We start from the raw sequence: 23127 nt of genomic DNA on the forward strand, positions 1-23127 counted from the left end.
GGATTAGTAAGGGTTTATTTCAATAGACACCGGCCCCGTTAATCCAGAAGGATGAAGTGGGCTATCAGCTTTGTAAGGGTTAATATAAGTCCAGGTTTTACGTTGATCCTCTGGCAATTTTAAATCACCTATCAGTCGGTTTACCCAGGTGTTAACCACTTTAATTTCGAGCTTATTTTCGCCCGCCATTACTGCATCAGTAATGTCTACTTTGTAAGGCGGGGTCCATACACCACCCACATCTTTACCATTAACCTTTACTTTTGCCAATGCCGTAACTGCACCCAGATTTAGGTAGATGCGCTGCCCTGCAAGGGGTTTTTTAAGCTCAACAGAAGTATTGTATACGGCAGATCCCGAATAATGGGCTATTCTGGTATCAGGATGTTTCGACCAATCTGTTAAAGTTTTAAATACCACAGGTTCCTCTGGTCCTCTCGCTTCTTTATCAAATTTCACAGTCCACGGATCATTTAATTTAATAACATCAACCGGCGTCGGAAAATTAACCATTTTCTCAGCTGGGGCGTTACCCTGTTTATCCTTACTGAAAATTACAAAAGCACTTTCAAATGCATCTAGTTTTAAAGGAACAGATGTTGTATTTGACGTTGAACTATACTCCGGAAGATCGCGCATTTTCCCGGTTATCGCATTCCATAATTCCGGTGCTTTTCCGCTCACCCTAAAAGCCGGATTAATGCTTATCGGCTTATCACTCTGATTAGACACAAAGTAAATCTCACCATCATTGGTCTTTCTATGAATATATAATGCCAAATCATTACCTACGGTTTTAAAATCAGGTATTACCCCAATTTTATCCAAGGCTTCCTGCAAATCAAAACCAGTCATTACCAACCCTTTACCGTATTCATTTGTTTTAATGGTTTCGCCATCAATTTTTCCCCAAAGCTCATTGGCAGTTTTTTTCACATTGCCATCGGCAGTTGCGTAGTTTTCCAAACTAGGCGAGCGTTTTGGTTTTGGCCCCAAAATAACCCCACCTTCTTTTACCAAACCCGCTATTTTTTCCAGCAATTCCGGTCTCATGGTTTCAAGAGCAGGCAGTACCAATACACGATACGACATTCCATCAGGAAGTACAAATTTGCCATCTTTAACAGTCAAACGGTTAATGATCACTTCAGCATTAATGTAATCAAACGAATAACCAGACGGGAGTTTGGGATCTTGCACACCGGTCATTTTGGGAGCATCCTCTCCAATAAAATAGGCTACATCTGCAACATATTTACCCTGTTGCAACATAAAATTACAGCGTTTAAGGTAGTGGATAAACATATCCATATCGTAAAACCAGGTATTAAACCGGTTAAACTCATTACCAAACCAGGCATTAACGCCTGGCTTTCTATCTTCATATGGCTGCTGAATATAAACATGCAGTAGTGTATTATTAATCCCTTCAGTAAAGAATCTGTCACCTCGTTGCTTCATCATTGCCGGGTAACGTCCAAAAGTATTTCCTGCTGCAGTAAAAGACTCTGCTGAAACTTTTGTTTTACCATAAATATGTGCTGCTGAAGAAGCTGCCCTGTTCTCTATATTGCCCAGTTCACCTTCACTCCAGAATTCGCCTGCAACCTCATCAGATTGACCTCCATATTGAAGAAATTCTCCCGGGAAACCCCAATGGCCATAATTTTCGAGCCATATGTTTAACCCATGTTTATGACTCACATCCCGCAATCCACCAACATATTCATAAGCTACATTGTCTGCCACAAATCTTCTCAAATCCCATAAGAAACGATCTGATTTATCCTGGCTTCCTACCACATGCCCATACATAACAGGCATAAGTGGCATAGGGTCATATCCATAACGCTTTTTAAATTTGGCAATAAAATCATCTGTCCAATTCTGACCACCCATCTCATAACTATCCTGAACTGCAACCTTCCATGTTTTGCGGTCCTCAGCAGGAATACGTCTTTGAATTTCGCCCATAAATGCATCAAAGTGTTTTAATACATGCTCATGGTTCATTTTATCAATTTCCAGTCCGGTTCCTTCTGGCGATGCAGGACTGTTTTGCACACCGGTTGGCACCATCCCTGTACGCATTACAACCCAATCCCCCTCAGGCACATCCCAGGTAAGTGTACCATCAGCCGATAAATGCGAGCTGATGTCTTTAATAGAACTTTCGTCTATAAGCAAAGCTTTATCCCCTACTTCCTTTTGCTGAGCCCATTGGTATTCATTCCAATAAGGAAGGGGTGTTGGGTGCATCTTGGCTAATGTTTTTTCAATAAAACGTTCAACCTTAGGCACCGAAGAAATTTCTAACTCCGCAATACCCGCATCGGGCGATGAGTTGGTAATTGTTAACCTGAAAGTATTAGAGGTTACCACATCAAACGAAACAATAACCGGAGCAAACTGTGCAAACCCCACATTCAACGCATTATTACTGCGGTCTACTCTAAACTGTTTTATCTCACGATAATTACCATTTTCCAGCGCCTCCATTTTCACATCCATACTCATGTTCTTTTTTGATGGATAGATAGTTAAACTTCGCGCAGTATAATTTTCTTTAGCAGTAATAGTAATTACAGAGTTCCCCGCAGGTAATACTGCCTCAGTCTGCAGATTCTTATCAAGAATATTTGCAATGCTGCTTACAGATGGAGCAGAGGTAACAACCGGTTTTAAATCAGCTATACTATTTCCATACCCTTTAGGAGCTTTAAATGCCAATAGCTTAACATCCTGAAAACTCCCCTCCGGTTTGTTAAGTTTTTGCGAAATCTTTGCCGGCCCCTTAAACACAGTTTCCGACGATGCCAGGTAACGCATTGCCTGTTCAGGTTTAACCCAGGGGCCACCAGACTGGCTCCATCCCGGGCTATTAAACATTCCTATTTCTATACCCAGTTCTGTAGCTGTTTTTAGGGCTGTATGGGTAATATCCCACCACTCATCAGAAAACAACTTTACCTTACCATAAGGCACTTCTCCGGTTAAACCGATATTCCCAATAAAAGCACGGTTTATACCTACTGCTTTCATCGCTTTTAGATCATTTATAACCCCTTGTTTCGAGATATTGTCCGAAATCCAATACCAATACACACTGGTCTGAATGGAATCTGGAGGTACTATAAACCCACTCTCTACTTTAGTAAAAGCAAGGTTTTTATTTGTACTGGAACAGGCCGAAATTATGGCAATTAATACCGGTAAAATAAAGCAGACAAAATGCCGCCATACAGTACCCTTAAAAGATCTGACATTAGAATTCATAAACGGTTTCATTTGGTTGTGTTAATAGTCTTTATAAAAAACTACCAGTTAATGTACCAATACTATTCATTATTTTAATAATCAGCAACCTGTACTATACTGCTCCCCTTAAGTGGTCAAAAAAAAACGAGTGCCCACAATATGGGCACTCGTTTTTAACAGTTTCAGAAAATACTAATTGTTAGTTATATCCTGTATTTTGACTTAATACTCCTTTCGAAAGATCAATCTCTTTCTGTGGAACTGGCATCAGGTAAAATCTGTCATTCCAGATTCTTTCCTGAGCTTGAGTATTTTTAATGTTATTTATAGTTTTCATTATCTGAGGGGCAATTTTCCAACGACGGATATCCATATAACGTTGACCTTCTAAAGCAAGTTCTACTCTACGTTCATTACGAATTAATGTTCTAAGAGAAGCCTGATCAGCATATTTGGCTCTGTCAACAACAGGCATTCCTGAACGCGTTCTTACCGCATCAAGAGCATCATAAATTGTAGCATCCGGACCACTAACTTCATTTTTAGCCTCTGCATAAGTTAATAAAACCTCTGCATAACGGATAAGAATGATGTTGGCATGGTTGTCTACCTGTAGGCGATAGATTGAAGGATCAACCATTTTACGGAAATTATATCCGGTTAATGACATGTTAGAAGCTCCCTGAACCCAGTTGAATTTATAATCATCTTCAACTGCATTCCATGGTGAGTTTTCAAACAAGATCGTTGCATAAAAACGTGGATCGCGGTTTTTATATTCATTAGCAAATGCCGGATCTTTAGCGTTATACCATGCAGCACGCTGTGCAGGATCTGTTGGTGTAACAGCATCACCTGTTTTATAACTGCCATAGCTATTTACCAATTCCTGAGTTGGTGTTACCGAACTCCAACCACCAATAGTACCTGGCAGTAAGTAAGTATTAAGGTAGTTCGCATCTTTCTGATCAATTTGCTGACGATCTAAAATTACCTCAGCATTCCCTTCATTTACTTTATGGAAAAGTGCTTCGTAGCTGCGAAGTCCAAGACGGAATTTTTTCTCATCATTAGCATTAGCAAAAGTTACCCATTTGCTGTAATCATCTTTAGCATCAAGCGCAGATTCAGCATCAACTTTAAATAAACTGTAGCCCAAAGTCATTACCTGACTTGAAGCATCTACAGCCTGCTGCCACTGGCTTTCATTTAAATGAACCCTTGCTTTTAGTGCAAGAGCCGCACCTTTAGTGATTCTTCCTTTTTCATTGGGTTTACCTCCGGCATAAGTTTGAGGTAAAATTTTAGAAACTGCCTCAAGCTCATCAGTAACAAACTTTAGTACCTCAGCTTTTGGAGTTCTTGGAATATTCTCTTCGCCTAAAGCCAAAACTTTAGTAAACAAAGGAACATCTCCAAATTTATTGGTCAATCTGTAATAAAACATCGCCCTCAAAAACCTTACCTCAGCTTTATACCTTTCCAACAAAGCATTATCCAATGAGGTTACTTTATCTGCATTTGCAAGAAAGTAATTCGCACGGCGGATATCGATAAAACTCCAGCCAGCATCAGTAGTACTGGTAAGCGTTCCGGCCGAAACATCGGTAGCCGAACTTTCCCATGGATACTGTGCATGAGCATTATCTGTTGCACCATCTTCGTAGATTATTCCATCTCCGGGTAACTGGTTATAAACAGCCATAACCGCCTGATAGACATCATTAGGGTTTTTCCAGAAAGTTGCTTCCGATAGCTGATCCAAAGGTGGCCTTTCCAAGAAGTCTTTTTTACAAGAGGTAACAGAGCCTAGCGCTAAGAAACCTGAAAGTATATATATTGATGTTATTTTTTTCATGATATTAGAATTATTTATTAGAAACCTGCACTTAAACCAATTGACCAGGTTTTAATACCCGGGTAACCACCACGTCCTGAATCAGACTCAGGATCGTAATCTGCAAGGCGTTTATCAGCCATAAAAGTGAATGGGTTATTAGCAGTTCCAAAAACTCTTAGTTTTGCCAAACCAATTCTCTTAGTCACATCTTGCGGAATAGTATAACCCAAAGTGATACCTCTTACTCTAAAATAAGCTCCGCTGAACAACCAGAATGATGAAGTAGGGTTATAATTATGTGCACCCGCAGCAGTAGTTAAAATGCGTGGGAAATCAGCATTTGGATCTGGGTTAGCAGTTGTCCATCTGTTTAACCATTGCTCTTTTGCATTAGCACCGTTAAAGAATGGATACGAAGCCTCTTCAGATAAATAAGTTTTAACCTTTGCAACGCCATAAGTAAGCACACTAAAGTCGAAACCTTTGTATGAAGCATTTAAATTAAAACCATAGTTTAACCATGGAACATTGTTACCAATTATCTTACGGTCAGAAGCATCGATTTTCTTATCGCCATTTAAGTCTCTGTACTTAATATCTCCCGGCTTAGTAGTAGCCGTCTGGAAAGCATGATTTGTTACATCAGCGGCATCAACAAAAAGGCCTTCTGATTCATAACCATAGAAAGAACCAATTGATTCACCAACTTTTTGTATAAATCGGCCATCAAATGTCTCTCTGCCATCTCCTAGTTTAGTAATGGTACTCTTAATAATTGATAAGTTACCGCCAATACTGAATGTAAAATCGTCACCAATTTTATTATTGTGAGTAATAGCAAGCTCAAATCCTTTGTTTTGAGTAGCCGCTCCATTCGATAAAGGAAGTCCGCTATTTACAGCATCAGTAGTACTAGTGTTTACGCCAATAGTTGCAAGCGCCGGAACTCTCATCAAAAGATCCTTGGTATTTTTAATATAGTAATCGGTAGTAATGTCTAATTTACCATTGAACATACTTAAGTCAATACCTAAATCAGTCATGTATACTTTTTCCCAGGTTGCCAATGGGTTAGCAATTTTTTGCGACCATACACCACCTTGAGGAGCCTCTTCAAAGCTATATTGATAACCGGTATTTAAAAGATCAAAATAGTTTCCGATTGATACCACATCCTGGTTACCCAATGAACCCCATGAACCACGTAGTTTTAAATTATTGATCCATCTCACATCTTTCATAAAGTCTTCTTTACTAACATTCCATCCTGCAGAAAAAGATGGGAATACAGCCTGACGAACATCTTTACGGAAACGAGATGAATAATCTATACGTGTATTAATTTCAACAAGATACTTGTCGTTAAAAGCATAGTTAAAACGTCCGAATACAGAACGCATAGACCAATCTTGCTGATTACTTCTGTTTGCCTGACCATCAGTATCTGAATTGATATCTTCCGGATTTGAAGAGCCAGATACTACAGTAGTCATATCATTGTTAGGGAAATTTTTACGACCAACAAAAGCTGTTCTGTAAGCATTGCTTTCTTGCGATGCACCTACCGTTATTTTACCATAATGTTTACCAAAAGTACGCTCATAATCAGTTGTTACCTGTGTTAAAAGCTCCCTTCTTTTACGCCAGTATTCAAGCATGTCATTCAGCACTTTCTGTGTTGAAGTGATTGGCTTTCCGGTTAAAAAGTCGTTAATAGGATCAAGGGTATTGTTAAATGACCATGAGTTACCATTTGTATATTTTAAGGAAACCAATCCATTTATTGATAACCCTTTTAATGGAGTTAAAGTAGCATTAGCTGAAGTTTGGAAATAATTATCACGATCCCATGCCTGGCCACCTTCTTCAATTATACGAGACTGGTTACGTCCGGCAGTTTGTGCGTTAACTTTACCATTATCGATAGAACCCCAATCGCCATTGCTCTGACGGAATACTGAAGTTGGAAGAGATCTGTTAAGCTCCGTCCAGCTCATGTTACCTTTACGGTCAAAGTTTTGGTTAATGAAAGAGAAGTTAGTTCCAACCTTTAAAATTTCAGGTACAATAGTACTTTCAGTATTTAACTTAGCAACAAAACGATCCTGATCTTTGTTAGGAATAAGAGATTCCTGACTTAAGTAAGATACACCCAAATAACTGTTCGTAATTTTACCTGGCGCATTGATATTCAAATTGATGTCGCTCAATGGCGCAGTTTTGCGAAGAACTTTATCATACCAATCAGTATTTGGATAAAGATCTGGTTTTGAACCATCTTTATACCATCCAATCTGTTCAGCAGTAAAAAGCGGGGCGCCACCAGCATTTGTTAAAGCCTCGTTATATAATGTAGCATAATCAACTGAACCAACATATTTGGCAATTTTGGTTGGCGATTGCCATCCGTAATTTGCATTAAGCTCTACAGTAGTTCTATCACCGTTACCACGTTTGGTAGTTACCATGATAACACCATTTGCAGCCCTTGATCCATATAGCGCTGCCGAAGATGCATCCTTTAAAACTGACATACTTGAAATGTCGTTTGGATTTAAAGTAGCAAATTCCTGTGCCGAAGCAGGGATACCATCAATAACATACATCGGATTGCTTCCTGAAGAAACCAAACTACCCCTTCCCCTGATGCTTACCGCAGTAGAAGCTGATGCATCTCTGCTTAAATCGCCAGGGCGTTGTAAAATAGTTAAACCAGGTGAAACACCTTGTAATGCATTCTGAATAGAAGTTACCGGCCTGTCTTTTAATTGCTTAGGAGTTACAGTAGCAATAGCGCCCGTTAAGCTTGTTCTTTTCTGAGTACCGTAAGCCACAACAACAACCTCGTTCAACTCACTTGAATCATCATCAAGGGCAACGTCAATTGTACCTGCTTTAGTTACGGTAACTTCTTTAGTTTTAAAACCAATTGCTCTAAAAACCAACACGCTGTTTTCTGGTACTGATAAAGCATAAGCTCCATCTGCATTTGTAGAAGTTCCGCGGTTAGTTAAATTTTTCACTTGTACAGAAACACCAGGAATGGGCTGACCGTGGCTGTCCTTAACTGTACCTTTAACATTAATATCAGCACGCTTGTAATTTACAGATGTGCTTGCTGCAGAAGCACTGATAGATGCTGCAACCAATATTAAAAAACAAAGTTTTACTAATACCAGTGTTTTAGCGAACGGCCTTAGCTGCCGTTTTAAGTAATGATCAATCATAATTTGTTTTTAGTTTAGTATTTAGTTAGTTATTGCAATTGCAATCAATGAGGGAAGACTTAGATGTTAGTTTTTTTACGGCTCTAATGTAGAAAGTAGGGTGCGCACATATAGTAACCAACTTTACGCAATCGGTTGAGTTTGCATTGAGGCAAGAGTAAGCTGTATACAGAAAATCTTAATAAATTGCCCAAATCCTATCCTATTTCAATACGATATTGACCCCAGAAAGTTTAATTGACCAGGAGAGGCTCAAATTCTCAAAATAGAATTAAAAATTAACCAATTGTTTAATTTACAACTAAAAAATTAGTTTAAATGGGTAAAAAAGGCACTTTTTTACTGTAAATAGTTCGGAATCGAACAGATCAGAACAAACGTTTGCGCGACAAAAATAAAAAAAATGTATTTCAGGTACTTTGAGGAAGCCTACTTGCCACTCAGTATAGCATTAAGAAAATCTGTTTTTTTCACATAAGTATTTGAGGTTTCATCACTTCTGTAAACAGGAAGTCTATTATTTTTAACAATACTTTTAAATTTTTTAAGAGAGATTCTCAAAATACTGCATGCCTCGGTTTGGGTGTAGTACAAATTCGTGTTAATCATAACTGCGCTATTTATCATACCAATTTAACTCGAAAAAATATTGGTTACATATTGCAATTATTGAATGGTGGGTTTTGATTTTTGAAGTGCTAAAAATCATAGCTGACTTGAAAAGGGCAAGAATTATTGACAAAAATCTGACAGACAAAAGAGATTCAGGCTACATTAACTTTCGTGGCTAGTATTATTTTTGTGGCCGAATATGAAAGCGGTTGTTGTGTTCTTCCTATCCCTGTTCTTCCTTCTTTTGGGAGGATCACATTCTGTTTATTCAGAAACTCATCACAGCAAAATCAGTTCTTCAACCATTCAGAAATTTGAAAAATCGAAGCAGGTAAATCTTAGGAACAGCATTCCAGGCGAAAAAAAAGAAGAATTTATCAGCGTTGAAGATGAAGATGATGACCAGGTATCTGTAAGAAAATCAGTAGTGCCTGCCAAATATGTAATGGCACTTACCTATGCATCAATTTTAATCTATTCAAACTATCGCCCAAAAAACCGCTTGCCCTTTTGCAAGCATTTATCCTATATTTCCTCTTACAAGTACATTCTGCAAAGAGTTTTAAAAATATGATAAAATATATGCTTCAGTTATCAGGCATATAAATAATCATCTGTGTATTTCTTTGTACATAATCATGCTGGTTTTTAACCGGGTAACTGATGCTTTTTCTCATTCCAGGAAATATCTGATTTCCTGACTCCCAAATCATTTAACAAACAATTAACACCAAATGAAGAGAATTGCAATGTTCATGGGCTTATGTGCCATATTGTGCCATACCAGCTGTACATCTGAAAAAAAAGAAGAAAAGGAAGAAACCAGTAAATATGCGGTAACAACCCCTTTAAAAATCGACACCTCGTTTACCAAAGAATATGTTTCGCAGGTAAAATCAATAAGAAATATAGAAATCCGTGCGCTCGAAAAAGGCTATCTACAAACCATTTATGTAGATGAGGGCCAATCTGTAAAAGCGGGCCAACTTTTATTCAAAATCATGCCCAAAGTATATGAGGCAGAATTGCTAAAGGCACAGGCCGAAGCCAAGGCCGCAGAGCTTGAAGTACAAAATACCAAAACCCTGTCTGATAAAAATGTAGTTTCAAAAAATGAACTGGCAATGGCCCAGGCAAAGCTAGACCAGGCAAAAGCCGAAACCTCAATGGCAAAGTTCCACCTTGCAGCAACAGAGATAAGGGCACCATTTGATGGCACGATAGACCGTATCCCATCTAAACAAGGTAGTCTTATCGACGAAGGACAACTGCTAACCAGCCTGTCAGACAATAGCCAGATGTTTGCCTACTTTAACGTTTCAGAACCTGAGTACCTCGATTATCAAACAAACATAAAAGGCCGTGCAGACAATAAAGTGAGTTTGCTTTTAGCAAACAACGAACTGTTAAAATACAAAGGCACAGTAGAGACCATTGAAAGTGAATTTAACAATGAAACCGGCAGTATAGCTTTCCGTGCAAAATTCCCTAACCCCGACCGCCTACTTAAAAATGGCGAAACCGGTAAAATACGAATGCTTGTTCCACTTAAAAATGCACTCGTTATCCCACAAAAGGCAACTTACGAAATCCAGGACAAAACCTATGTTTTTGTTGTGGATAAGAACGGCGTGGTAAAATCAAGAAACATTACCATAACCGGCGAAATGCCAGACCTGTACGTAGTGGGTAATAATCTTTCAGAAAATGATAAAATCCTGCTTGAAGGTGTTCAGAAGGTAAAAGATGATGACAAAATCAAAGCTGAGTACACCTCACCTGCAGAAGTCATTTCTCATTTAAGATTAAAAGCAGAATAGTGGTTCACTCCTTAAACAAGAAAATTGATGTTTAATAAATTTATACAGAGGCCGGTCCTCTCGATAGTAATATCGCTCATCATTGTGTTCCTTGGTGTTTTGGCCATGACCCATTTACCGGTAACACAATTCCCTTCCATTTCTCCCCCAAAGGTGAATATCACCGCAGAATATCCGGGAGCAAACGGTGAGCTAATGATAAAATCGGTAATCATTCCGCTAGAAAGAGCCATTAATGGTGTACCGGGAATGAAATACATGGCATCTGATGCAGGTAACGATGGCGAGGCCAGTATACAAGTGGTGTTTAACCTGGGTACAGACCCCAATCAGGCTTCTGTAAATATCCAGAACAGGGTAGCTTCAGTTGTAAATAAGCTTCCGCCACTAGTTGTGCGCGAAGGTGTAAAGATTACCCGTGAGGAATCTAACATGCTCATGTACATCAACCTCTTCAGTAGCGATCCTAAAATGGATCAAAAGTTCCTGTTCAATTTCGCAGACATTAACGTACTGTCGGAATTAAAAAGGGTTGATGGTGTTGGTGTTGCAGACATCCTCGGAAACCGTGAATATGCAATGCGGATCTGGCTGAAACCAGACCGTATGCTAGCCCACAAAATCTCTGCTGATGAAGTACTGGAAGCATTGAATCAACAAAGTCTCGAAGCCTCGCCCGGAAAAACAGGAGAAAGCTCCGGTAAAAGATCACAAACATTTGAGTATGTATTGAAATATCCGGGCCGATTTACCACTAAAGAGGGATATGAGAATATCATTATAAAATCCAGTCAAAATGGTGAAATCCTCCGACTCAAAGATATCGCAAACATAGAGTTCGGAAGTTCAATGTACGATATCTATTCAAACCTGAATGGCAAACCATCGGCAGCAATTACAGTAAAACAGTCGTACGGAAGTAATGCAAGCCAGGTTATTAAAGATATTAAGGCCAAAATGGATGAGATCAAAAAGAGCTCCTTTCCTAAAGGAATGGACTATGAGATCAGTTACGACGTTTCAAAATTCCTTGATGCCTCTATCGACAAGGTAATACACACCTTGGTAGAAGCCTTTATACTAGTGGGGCTGGTTGTATTCCTGTTCCTTGGCGATTGGCGCTCAACCCTCATCCCTGCTATCGCAGTACCCGTATCACTGATCGGAACATTTGTGTTTATGCAGTTCTTTGGAATCACCCTGAACTTAATTACCCTGTTTGCCCTTGTACTGGCCATTGGGGTAGTTGTAGATGATGCCATTGTGGTAATTGAGGCCGTGCATACCAAGATGGAAGAGGAACACCTCTCGCCACTTAAAGCCACAAAAAAAGCCATCCACGAAATCAGCGGGGCAATTATAGCCATCACCTTTTTAATGGCAGCTGTATTTATTCCAGTAGCATTTATGTCCGGACCCGTCGGTATATTTTACCGGCAGTTTTCCATCACCATGGCTACCGCAATCATATTATCGGGTATAGTGGCATTAACCCTTACCCCTGCCCTTTGTGCCATGATTTTAAAAAACAACCATGGAAAGCCTAAAAAGCAAACCGTAGTCGACAAGTTTTTGGGTGGATTTAATAATGGGTTCAACAAGCTATCAGACAAGTACCAAAAAATACTTGGTGCTATAGTGAACCGTAGGATGGTTACCTTTATGATGCTGATCGCTTTTTGCGCAGGCACTTATTTTATTAATAACACCCTGCCTTCAGGATTTATTCCGAACGAAGATCAGGGAATGTTTTATGCAATTATCCAAACCCCTCCTGGCTCATCTTTAGAAAGAACCAACGAGGTAGCAGAAAGACTCCAGAAAATTGCCGAGAAAATTGACGGAGTACAGTCGGTTTCTTCTTTAGCTGGTTACGAGATCCTTACCGAAGGAACCGGTTCTAACTCCGGAACATGTTTGATTAACCTAAAAAGCTGGGAAGAGCGGAAACATTCTGTTCAGGAGATCATGACAGATCTGGAAGAAAAATCTAAGGACATCCAGGGTGCCACTATCGAATTCTTCCAGCCTCCCGCAGTTCCGGGATATGGAGCAGCCGGTGGTTTCGAGTTACGTTTGCTGGATAAAGCCGGTTCAGGCGATTTCAAAAAAATGGAAACCGTGAGCAAGGACTTTGTAAAAGAACTAAGCAAACGTCCGGAACTGTCGTCGGTATTTACATTTTACAGTGCCAGTTTCCCGCAATACATGCTACGTGTTGACAATGACATTGCCCAGCAAAAAGGCATCACTATTGAAAACGCAATGAACACACTTTCTACCTTGGTAGGAAGTAATTACGAAACCAATTTCATTAAGTACGACCGCCAGTATAAGGTTATGGTACAGGCTTTACCCGAATACAGGGCATTGCCAGAAGACATCCTGAAACTGTATGTAAAAAACGACCATGATGAGATGGTTCCATTCTCGGCCTTTATGAAGATGGAAAAAGTATATGGCTTATCCGAAATCACACGGCACAACATGTACAATGCGTCAGAGATCAGCGGTTCCTCTGCACCTGGTTACAGTAGCGGTGCGGCAATTAATGCCATTAATGAGGTGGCTCAAAAAACCCTGCCAAGAGGCTTTGGGATAGACTGGGCCGGTATTTCTAAAGACGAGGTATCGCGCGGAAACGAAGCCATTTATATCTTCCTGATCTGTCTTGGATTCGTATATCTGATCCTTGCCGCCCAGTACGAAAGCTTTATACTCCCGCTAACGGTAATCCTTTCATTACCTGCCGGTATTTTTGGCGCATTCCTGTTATTAAAACTACTAGGTCTGGAAAACAACATTTATGCCCAGGTAGCTATGGTAATGCTAATAGGACTACTTGGTAAAAATGCCGTGCTTATTGTAGAGTTTGCCGCTCAGAAACACCGCGAAGGTGCCACTGTCCTAAAAGCAGCTCTTGAAGGATCTAAAGTAAGGTTCCGCCCTATTTTAATGACCTCCTTTGCATTTATTGCCGGATTAATCCCATTGGTTATGGCCAATGGACCGGGTAAAATTGGCAACAGAACCATAGGTACAGCTGCTGCCGGAGGTATGTTATTTGGAACTATTTTCGGGGTACTTATTATCCCTGGATTATACTACATATTCGGCAAAATATCAGAAAAGCACATTCTTGTTAAAAATGAAAACGAAAATCCGTTAACAGAAGAAATTGATCATAATGTATAAGCACAAGATATATAAATCCATTGGCCTGCTGGGTATTGGTCTGGCCATTGCAAGCTGTAAAGTCCCTACATTCGTTCAGCCTGCTGAAAACAAATCAGTCCCTGAATCGTACAGCAACGGCACCGACACTACCAATATGGCCGCTTTGGAGTGGAAAGGTTTTTTTAAAGACCCAAACCTGGTAAACCTGATTGATACTGCCCTTAAGCGCAATCAGGAGTTGATGATAACGTTACAGGAAGTTGAAATAGCCAAGAACGACATCAAGTTCAAGCAAGGAGCCCTTTTACCTACCGTAGGTGCAAAGCTTGGCCTGGGAGTTGAAAAGGTAGGAAGATACACCAGTCAGGGTGCCGGTGATGCTTCAACAGAAATTGCTCCCGGAAAAGAAACCCCGGATCCGCTGATGGATTATACCGCAGCAGTATATGCAAACTGGGAAGTAGACATCTGGAAGAAACTGCGTAACTCAAAGAAAGCCGCCATCAGCAGATATTTATCAACCGTAGAAGGTAAAAATTTTGTGCTTACCAATTTAATTGCCGAGGTAGCCAACTCTTACTACGAACTATTGGCGTTAGATAATCAGCTGGAAATTGTTAAACAAAATATCCAGCTTCAAAAAGATGCCCTCGAAATTGTAAAAATCCAAAAACAAGCAACAAGAGTAACCGAGCTAGCTGTTCAGAAATTTAAAGCTGAAGTGCTGAATTCGCAAAGTATGGAGTTTGATATTGCCCAAAAGATCAAAGAAAGCGAGAATAAAATCAATTTCTTATTAGGCCGTTTCCCTCAGGAAATTCCAAGAGACAAGGGCAACTTTTTAAATCTGCTACCTGCAACAGTCCGCACAGGTATCCCATCGCAGCTGTTGGCAAACAGGCCTGATATTAAACAGGCTGAACTGGAACTTGCTGCTGCAAAATTGGATGTAAAAGTGGCCAAAGCAGAATTCTATCCTTCGCTGGATATTTCTGCGGCATTCGGTTTTCAGGCATTTAACCCATCATACCTGGTAAAATCACCTGAATCTATGCTATACTCCCTTGCAGGAGATCTTGCTGGTCCGCTAATTAATAGAAACGGAATTAAGGCAGAATTTAAAAATGCAAACCTGCGTCAGCTTCAGGCTATGTATAACTATGAGCGAACCATTTTAAATGGATACTTAGAAGTTTCCACTCAATTATCGAACATAGATAACCTGGAAAAAAGTTATCACTTAAAATCTGATCAGGTAGATGCATTAAACAAATCTATTGATATCTCTAACGATTTATTTAAATCGGCAAGAGCAGATTATCTGGAAGTGTTAATGACTCAGAGAGATGCTTTAGAATCTAAACTGGAACTTATAGAAACAAAAAAGAACCAGCTCAATGCAGTTACCAATATCTATCAGGAGCTTGGTGGTGGCTGGAAATAATTATCAGCTATTTTTTTAATAAGCCTCAGAGAAATCTGGGGCTTTTTTATTTGGGATTATCGGGATGCTTTCAATAGAGAAAAGCCATATAAAGGTCAGAAAAACAGCATGATTTAGATTTATGATATACTCTTTTTGCAGTTGAGCAAACTAATTATACTGAATTTGCCTGATGGTAAGGTAAGAACTCGTTTTATTTTTGTGGATCAGGGAGGTCCAGTTGCCTACTTTATCATAAACATATTTAAATGTCTTTTTAAAGATATAAGTACCGCTATAGTTGTAACGCATCTCCTCAATTAACTGATCTTGGGAGTCGTATTTGAATTTACTTGTATAAAGTATGTAATCGGTGGCTGCGTACACCCGCTCACTTATACGCTTCCCTTTAGCATCCGGGGTATAAATTGCCAGAAAGCTTTTATCAGAAGAATCTGGTACAGTATGGGCAAATTTTAACAATGCTTTCTGATCATCGTATTTAAATGATTCCGAATACAGCAATTTGCCTTTAGGACTATAACTAACCAATTTTACCACCTGTCCATTGGTATTATAATCGTACCGTTTAAGATAATTTATATTTGCCGAAGTATATTTCTCGGCTAGCTTCTTTCCATTATCGTCGTAGGCATACCTTATTTTGTAAGTCTCTCCTACCTCCTCAAAAAGTTCAGCATCTTCATAAATGTAAGACACCTTTTGGTATACCTTAGTACTGTCAATAGTATCGTAAACTATTCTTTCTATTAATACTCCATTTTGGTTGTAATTGAATTTATTTTTACTTACCAATACGCTCATTCCCTGAGAGGTATCGTAACAACTTTCTATAAATGAGCTGATATTTCCTTTTGGTCTTTTTTCATCACCAAAAACAGGATACTGGCCATATAAGAAAGATGGAATGATGAACAACAGACTTAAAACAAATCCTACTTTCATATGCTGAATTATTCAACTTTAAATTTAAATACCTGCCTGCCAAGATTTCCATCTTCATCTATACCTTCTACAGTCATGCGGTAATTACCTTTCGCATCTGAAGTATAAAAATTGAATTTTAGGGACTCATCTTTATTGGCACTAAGCTCCGGGTTCCAATATATGGCAGATCTGAAATCGGATTTCTGTTTGTTGGTTACCACCTCATATTTAGGTGAATAAAACTCGCGTGATCTGCTAAATCCCTGTGGGATAAATTTGGCGATATTAGGCGTATATACCTGTTCTCTTTTATCATGCCGTTTAGTAATAATTAACAAAGCCGATTTGTTACCTTTTTTAGGGTCTTTGACTAAGCTATTGATTAAAGCAAGATTTGTTCTGACAACCTCAATTTTACCAATGTTTGAGGGATCAATTTCGTTGCCATCGAAAATCGCTGCCATTTGTACGGTATCTATTATTTTGCGGCCGTCTAGATAAACATCCATTGCTACTAGTCCTTGTATATTATTAGTAAGGTCGAGCTGTTTGCAATGAGGAAAATTCATAACGTTTTTATTTTCCAGTTGCATAAATACCACACCATGAAGTTTCCCCTGCAAACAAATTCCAAGGTTAGGACAACTTTCAGGATTGGTTAATATGAAGGTCTGATCTGCATGTCCTTCAGGAATTTGGTTTGGCCCTTGAGACGTATATTTTATGCTCTCTAGTTTTTTTGCCCGGATAATAATTTCCTTCAATCGCGTAGAGCGGTCTGCTTTAAAAGCTAAAGGGTCAATTTGAATCTGGCTGATTTGGTTTTGATGGTCATTTAAATCAGGTCCGTTTCTGCTGATTCCAATTTCGGGGAGAACCGGTTGATCAATAGAAACTTCTACCCTGTTGCCACCTTTTAGGCTTCGGGCCCGAACATTAAACTTAACCCCTTCGTTAATCATCATTCCTTTTACCTTAAATTTTCCATTTTGGTCGGTACGGGTATCTTCCATAATACCGGAGTTTAATGCAATCAGGGTAACCCTGGAGCCTGCAACAGGCTTATTTCCGAGTGTTTTTACTGTACCCGTTACATCTATACCAACCCTCTCCGCAGCATATTTTGGAGGTAATGGCTGATAGAAATCATTTAATACAAACTTCCTGTAGCCCTGAGTTAGCATTAAGTTATCCAATTGCCTGTCAATTTCGCTTCCATTAGTGCTGAAATAGTAATTAGGATTTTCAATGTAGCCCTTCAAATCGGAAGAAAGTAATAGATTGGAAAGGATAGTACTTTCTTTATCGCCCTGGTCGGGCACAACGGATTCACTTACTACTGAGACAGAAAAACTACCTTTTACCAATTTACCGGCAGCATTTAGTGGGGTTACATCCATTTGCACCAGCGATCTGTTCTTATAAATAGGTTTATCGGAGGTAATTTGAAGCTTTATGGAATCTGTTTTTTTAATAAAAAAGACCCTTTCACTTAGCGGCGAGTCTGTTTTTTCGTAAAGTGTAACGGTAGCAATCCCTGCCGGGAATAGATCTCGCTTTATTTTTATCTCTGAATTTAACTGATCAGCAGTTATGGGAGAGGAAAGAATCAGCTCTCCGCCTGATTGAACTAATAACTTTAATTCTGATGGCGGGGGATTACCGGAAGGAGGAGCTTTTACAGTAACTGCAACAAAATCATCTTTAGGTTGAGCTACAGAGAGTACAAAGCTATTGTTTGCAGCAACGGGAAAATTAATTGCTCGTTCGGATTTGTCGGAAAATACTACCACAGCCTTATAAACTTTACCTGACTGTGGTTGCAATTCAAAACTACCCATTCCGGCATAGGTACTTGAAAAACTAGCTACCACTTTTCCTGCATCATCTATTATTTTCCCACTTATTTTGACACCAGCTCCATTAATACCTATTGCCTTAAATCCAATTCTTGAAGTGATGCCATTAATTAAGTTTCCTCCTTCAGGAAAAAACTGAACATCTGTATCTGCATGTTCCACATTTAAGGATATGATTTTAGTGATTTGATTATTTGTACCAAGCCTTAAATTGGTTTCGATATATGCTTTTTTTGCTAAAATATGTTCATCGCTTACCAGTAAAATTTCTGCATCACCTTGTTCATCTGTTTTAATGGATTTATTGGTTATAGTGTTGTATTCTGAAATCAACTTATATCTTACAACTTTGCCCGAAATAGGTGCACCATCGGAATCCAGGTAGTTAATTTTAGTTGTGATATGAGTTTTACCATTGATTTTTTCATATCTGGTAGAGGAGGATACCTTAGCTTCGCCCAGGTATGTATTACTAACAGTAAAGCTTTTATCAAAAAAATAATCGGCCGCTTTGTTCCTCATCCATTGTGTGTAGGCTCTAATTCTGTAAATGCCTGCCTGGCAGTCGTCGCCTAATATCAAATCACCACTAGCCGTCCCTTCTACCACCGGAAGCCTGACTGATCTATATATTGAATCCTTTTCAGTAATCAGATCCACATATACTGAACCGCTTAGGGTAGATAAAATATTTCTTGATCCCTTTGTTACATATGCTTTAAACCAAAGTGTATCACCAAGGTTATAATTGGGCTTATTCGTATGAATATATACTTTTTCCTGCTGATCGATCTGAGCTATAGCCCCAGATGTAAATGATGCAAAAAGCGTAACAATAGTGAGCAGAGATAATAAATGAGCGTTTTTTATCATATCGAGCGTAGTGTAATTTAATTAATTGATAATCAAATTATTAACAAGTAAACCCAATATAAGGATTTTTTTAATCGCTTGAATTATAAAGTATGAAATAGTTTTAAAGGGTATTGGGAACTTAAAAACCTGTAAATTTCCTTATCACATCATCACGAGTTGTTTTCTGCATATCTAAATATGCACGGTCAACTATAGTATTTTTTGGCAAAGCAGTTTTTAAATGATCAATTAAGTAAATGGCATGTTCCTGATTACCTACAACCACATTAAGAAAGGATAAATTTATAATTTTATTTATTTCAGCAGGAGCTAAGTTACTGCTGAAAGTTGGGTTTTGTTTGGCGAGATAGGCTTTAATGATATCAAAATCACTATCAGCTAGGGTAAATTCCTTTGAGCTATAATACAACATCCCTCTTTGGAGTCTTGCATTTTCGTCTTTTGGAAACTTTTTAAGCCATTGAGTACAAATATCGATGGCTTTTTGAGGTTCCTTTAACCTAATGTAGCAGATAATTAATGATTGCGCTGCTACATTTACAGTATCATTTAGCTCAATTGATTTCTTTAATAAATCTACTGCTTTATTCAATGTAACCTTTTCCTCTTCTCCGGCTGAAGCACTCATCATTAGGGCTCCCGCTTGATTGACCAGAGTCTGAGCTTTGGCTACATTGTTCGAATTAATGCTCTGTCCGCATGATGAATTAACTAGCATCATCATTATTATGACCATTGACATATAAAATTTGTTCTTCATCTATAACTATTTACTTACTCTCAATTATTGCAGATTTTGGAATGAGCTGCACGAATACAAAAAAGCTTGAACCGGTATTTAAATTGCTCTCGAAATCTATTCTTCCACCCTGGTATTCAATAAATTCTTTACACAACACGAGCCCTAAGCCAACACCTTTTTCGTTATTGGTGCCATAAGTAGGTTCGGCCTTAACTGAGAATATTTCTTGCTGTTTTTCTGGTGAAATACCCTTTCCATTATCGCTGATCGTAATCTTACATTCATTGGTTAATTGCGCTGCACTTACTTCAATTTTCCCTCTTGCTGGGGTAAACTTTATTGCGTTGCTAACTAAATTGCGCACAACCAGTTGTAGCATATCTACATCTACAAAAACCATTAACTGACTGGGAATGTTCACATTTAAAACAATATGCTTTTTAGCTGCATTTATGCTTTCCATTTCAAGGGTGCTTTGCAACACGGAATTCAAATTTACCAACACCAGATTTGCACTAACACCGTTCATTTGAGATTTTGACCAATGCAAAAAATTGGATAACATTTGTACAGCACTGTTGGTAGATTGCATCAACGATTTTTCTAACATCGGACGGTCGGTATCATCAACTTGATTTTGGTTAAGTAGTTCTAAATAGCTTTGAATACTGATTAATGGCGAACGCAAGTCGTGAGAAATAATCGACATCAGTTTATTCTTTTCGCTATTGGTCTTTTCCAGCTGGTCCTTTTGGATTAAAATCTGCTCCTTACTTGCTTCAACCGCAATTGTTTTGTCAAGAGCTGCTTGCCGTTCGGTATCGTAACTTTTTCTAATGAACCTGATGATGATATAAACAACAAAAACTGGGATTGGAAATGCGGTAGTTCGATCTATAAACTGTCCTTTCCCCATTTTAAAAGGATACTGCACTAATGAGGGGTAGTAAAACTCGATTAAATGAATGAGTAAGAATGCCACCACATAAATAATTAACCATTTAAGATGCTGATGATATGGAGAAATTGCCAGTACAAGCAGTAAATACGCAGGCCATATTAAATCTGTAGAACCAAGAATGCCTGAGTTGGTAAAATAATTAACGCCAAAAATAATTAATCCTGTTAAAGCAAATATGGTTGCGCTGTGGGGTTTGGCTTTATAGCGTGATAAGTAATATTGATAAAAAAATAGTACTCCTAATATAAGAGCAGAAAAGGAGCCAACATATAAGCGAGCATACAAATTGTAAGGAATGTATACAAGATCAAGAACAAATAGCCCTATACAAATGGAGTGAAAAACCCTGCTTTCTAATGAAAACAATTTGGGGCTGCCTGTTAAATCTGCCCAAAGCGTTTTATTTTTTATAGATTTTAGTACAATTGAAATAGGATTTGATTTAGACATATTTGTTCTCCAAAAGCTGTTATTTGGATGGTATATCCAAAAGTAACTTTCTAAACCTATATTCTTTAATCTATTGAATAAAATATATTACTTACAAGGCTCTTTGCTAATCTCTTTAGGTGTTATGTAAATTATTACAGAGAGAAAAAATTTAGGCTTAATTCTTTCTCTTAAGGATATTAAACCGGTACTGATAATTTAGCATGACATACCTTTTAAGAATGAGCTGTTCGTTTGTGATCAAGGCGTTTAAATACCCATATCTGGTTACAGAAATATTTTGGTTCAACAGATCGTAAACCGATAGTTTCAATTGCCCCCGATCCTTTTTATGTGTAAGTAAAGACACGGCCAAATCGACAATATGAGAGCTTCTGGGGAAGCCTTGCGCAATTTGAGGGTTATATATGAAAGAATATTTTGCATCAATTACAATCCGATTAGGAAGCCTAAGGGAACTGGAACCGCCTAGACGGTGGGAATAGTTTATAACTGAATTGAAATCCTGGTTTAGGTAATCGACCAATGACCTTTGATACATGTAATTGAAATTAACCATCGCAACGGATTTGTAATTAAGTGTAAAATCCTGGGTTACTCCAAACGCACGAATGCGTTGCCTGGCTTCATCATTATTTAAAAAAACGATTCGGCTATTGTAACTACCAAAAAAACCTGTTCGCAGACCTATCTGCCACGCCTTAGATTTTTTGAATTGTTTACCTATTGAACCACCCCCATTTATCCATTGTCCGCCATCCTTATTTACTACAGTTGCAGCTGTAAAACCTTTATCGTCAATAACTGCCTTTTGAACAAAATTATTATCAGAGAATGTCGAATTGGCATAACCACTGATGCTGAGCAACCGTGAGGTTATGTATTGGTAATAATTTGCCCTTAAAAACCGCTGTCTGCTTGCTATTAATTTCGGATTACCTATAAACGTGTATTGTGCGGATAATTCGCGAGAAAGGGGTTGCATATTGTAAATAGTTGGGACATCAATCGACTCGAAATAGCTCATTGAAAACCCACTGTAATCTATTGCCAATGATGGAAACCAAACAGTAAAACGTTGCCTGATGTCGTTAGCTGAAGTATTGAATTTGTTATTGACATTCTGAATTTCAAGGTCGATTGCAACCCTTACCCTTAGATTAGCACTGATCTGGTAATTGAGCAGCGGCTTAAGATTTTGAAAGAAACCAGTGCGTTCAAAATCATTGCTTTGCTCTGCCCGGAATTGATCATAATTTCCTGAAGTACTATTTACATCAAAGGTAGAAAGCGGCTCGGCCCAATAATAATATCGGCTGTTAGAAAATAACTCAGCAGTCAGTCTTTTGCTTAGTGGAAGGTTATACAGGATAGATAACCCACCTCCTGTAGTTTTGCTGCCATTTTTAATGTAGCGGTCGAACAGTGACGATTCGAGCTCCGAAGAAAAAGAGGTAAGCTGGTTGTAATTATAAGTCTCGGTATTACCGTTATTTAAATTTAACTGGTTATTAATGGTAAGTGACCTTCCCTTCTTAAATCTCTTGTAATAGGTCAAATTGTGCGAAAAGGCATTGTTGCCCGTTCTGCTTCGGTTGCGCCCATCAGTTTCACTCAACTCCGGAAGCTGGGTATTCGATTGTTTCAAAAAACTGGAATACCTATAGCGTTCAGGAGAAAAGGTTAATGCCGGACGGTACCGTATACTTTCAGTAGTATCGGGCTTCCACTCTACCAGACCACCCAATGAATGCGTAGTGGCATTGCGCCTGGCCTGATCTGTTCTAAAGGAGGTAATAATGGTATTGGTAATAGACTGCTCATTTAAGTTCTTAGTTTCATTGTTGGTGATCGTATTCCCGTAAAAATAGGCAAGGTTAAGTTTCAACTTTTTACCATAATCATTATTGATGTTGATTCCGCCGGATTTCACG

12 protein-coding genes are annotated in these 23127 nt (G+C 38.7%); 4 read left to right on the forward strand and 8 right to left on the reverse strand.

Annotated elements, in window-relative coordinates:
* Positions 1-3 precede the first annotated feature (3 nt).
* From CPT03_RS14405 to CPT03_RS14415, 3 genes are all read right to left on the reverse strand, one after another.
* A complete protein-coding gene (locus CPT03_RS14405) occupies positions 4-3276 on the reverse strand; it encodes a glycosyl hydrolase (RefSeq protein ID WP_099441130.1) in 3273 nt (1090 codons plus the stop codon).
* Positions 3277-3457: 181 nt separating this feature from the next.
* Complete coding sequence (locus CPT03_RS14410) at positions 3458-5116, reverse strand: RagB/SusD family nutrient uptake outer membrane protein (protein ID WP_099439502.1); 1659 nt, start codon at positions 5114-5116, stop codon at positions 3458-3460.
* 17 nt (positions 5117-5133) lie between these two features.
* On the reverse strand, positions 5134-8325 hold the full coding sequence (locus CPT03_RS14415; protein WP_099439503.1) for a SusC/RagA family TonB-linked outer membrane protein: 3192 nt from the start codon (positions 8323-8325) through the stop codon (positions 5134-5136).
* Positions 8326-9136: 811 nt separating this feature from the next.
* On the opposite strand from CPT03_RS14415, the gene CPT03_RS14425 reads away from it, so the two are divergent.
* The 4 genes from CPT03_RS14425 to CPT03_RS14440 all read left to right on the forward strand — a co-directional run bounded on the left by CPT03_RS14425 (position 9137) and on the right by CPT03_RS14440 (position 15378).
* The gene (locus CPT03_RS14425) at positions 9137-9511 is read left to right on the forward strand and encodes a hypothetical protein (RefSeq protein WP_099439505.1); all 375 of its coding nucleotides are present in this window, start codon (positions 9137-9139) and stop codon (positions 9509-9511) included.
* Positions 9512-9671: 160 nt separating this feature from the next.
* Positions 9672-10757 (forward strand): efflux RND transporter periplasmic adaptor subunit, encoded by a 1086-nt coding sequence (locus CPT03_RS14430; protein WP_099439506.1) that lies wholly within the window; start codon positions 9672-9674, stop codon positions 10755-10757.
* Between the two features lie 27 nt (positions 10758-10784).
* Positions 10785-13952 carry an efflux RND transporter permease subunit gene (locus tag CPT03_RS14435; RefSeq protein WP_099439507.1) on the forward strand — a complete coding sequence of 1056 codons (3168 nt, stop codon included), beginning with the start codon at positions 10785-10787 and terminating at the stop codon, positions 13950-13952.
* Positions 13945-15378 (forward strand): TolC family protein, encoded by a 1434-nt coding sequence (locus CPT03_RS14440; protein ID WP_099439508.1) that lies wholly within the window; start codon positions 13945-13947, stop codon positions 15376-15378. Before CPT03_RS14435 ends, CPT03_RS14440 begins: the two co-directional genes overlap by 8 nt.
* A 150-nt stretch (positions 15379-15528) precedes the next feature.
* Here the strand turns inward: CPT03_RS14440 and CPT03_RS14445 are convergent, their stop codons facing one another.
* From CPT03_RS14445 to CPT03_RS14465, 5 genes are all read right to left on the reverse strand, one after another.
* Positions 15529-16323: a hypothetical protein gene (locus CPT03_RS14445; RefSeq protein WP_099439509.1), complete on the reverse strand. Its 795-nt coding sequence runs from the start codon at positions 16321-16323 to the stop codon at positions 15529-15531.
* Positions 16324-16331: 8 nt separating this feature from the next.
* Positions 16332-19037 (reverse strand): carboxypeptidase-like regulatory domain-containing protein, encoded by a 2706-nt coding sequence (locus CPT03_RS14450; RefSeq protein ID WP_099439510.1) that lies wholly within the window; start codon positions 19035-19037, stop codon positions 16332-16334.
* Between the two features lie 121 nt (positions 19038-19158).
* Positions 19159-19800, reverse strand: a complete 642-nt coding sequence (locus tag CPT03_RS14455; protein WP_157766457.1) for a tetratricopeptide repeat protein — start codon at positions 19798-19800, stop codon at positions 19159-19161.
* 10 nt (positions 19801-19810) lie between these two features.
* The gene (locus CPT03_RS14460; RefSeq protein ID WP_099439512.1) at positions 19811-21193 is read right to left on the reverse strand and encodes a sensor histidine kinase; all 1383 of its coding nucleotides are present in this window, start codon (positions 21191-21193) and stop codon (positions 19811-19813) included.
* A 157-nt stretch (positions 21194-21350) separates the two neighbouring features.
* Positions 21351-23126, reverse strand: a complete 1776-nt coding sequence (locus tag CPT03_RS14465; RefSeq protein WP_099439513.1) for a hypothetical protein — start codon at positions 23124-23126, stop codon at positions 21351-21353.
* Between the last annotated feature and the right edge of the window lies 1 nt (position 23127).

The sequence above is a fragment of the Pedobacter ginsengisoli genome (assembly GCF_002736205.1).
Classification (GTDB): Bacteria; Bacteroidota; Bacteroidia; order Sphingobacteriales; family Sphingobacteriaceae; genus Pedobacter; species Pedobacter ginsengisoli_A.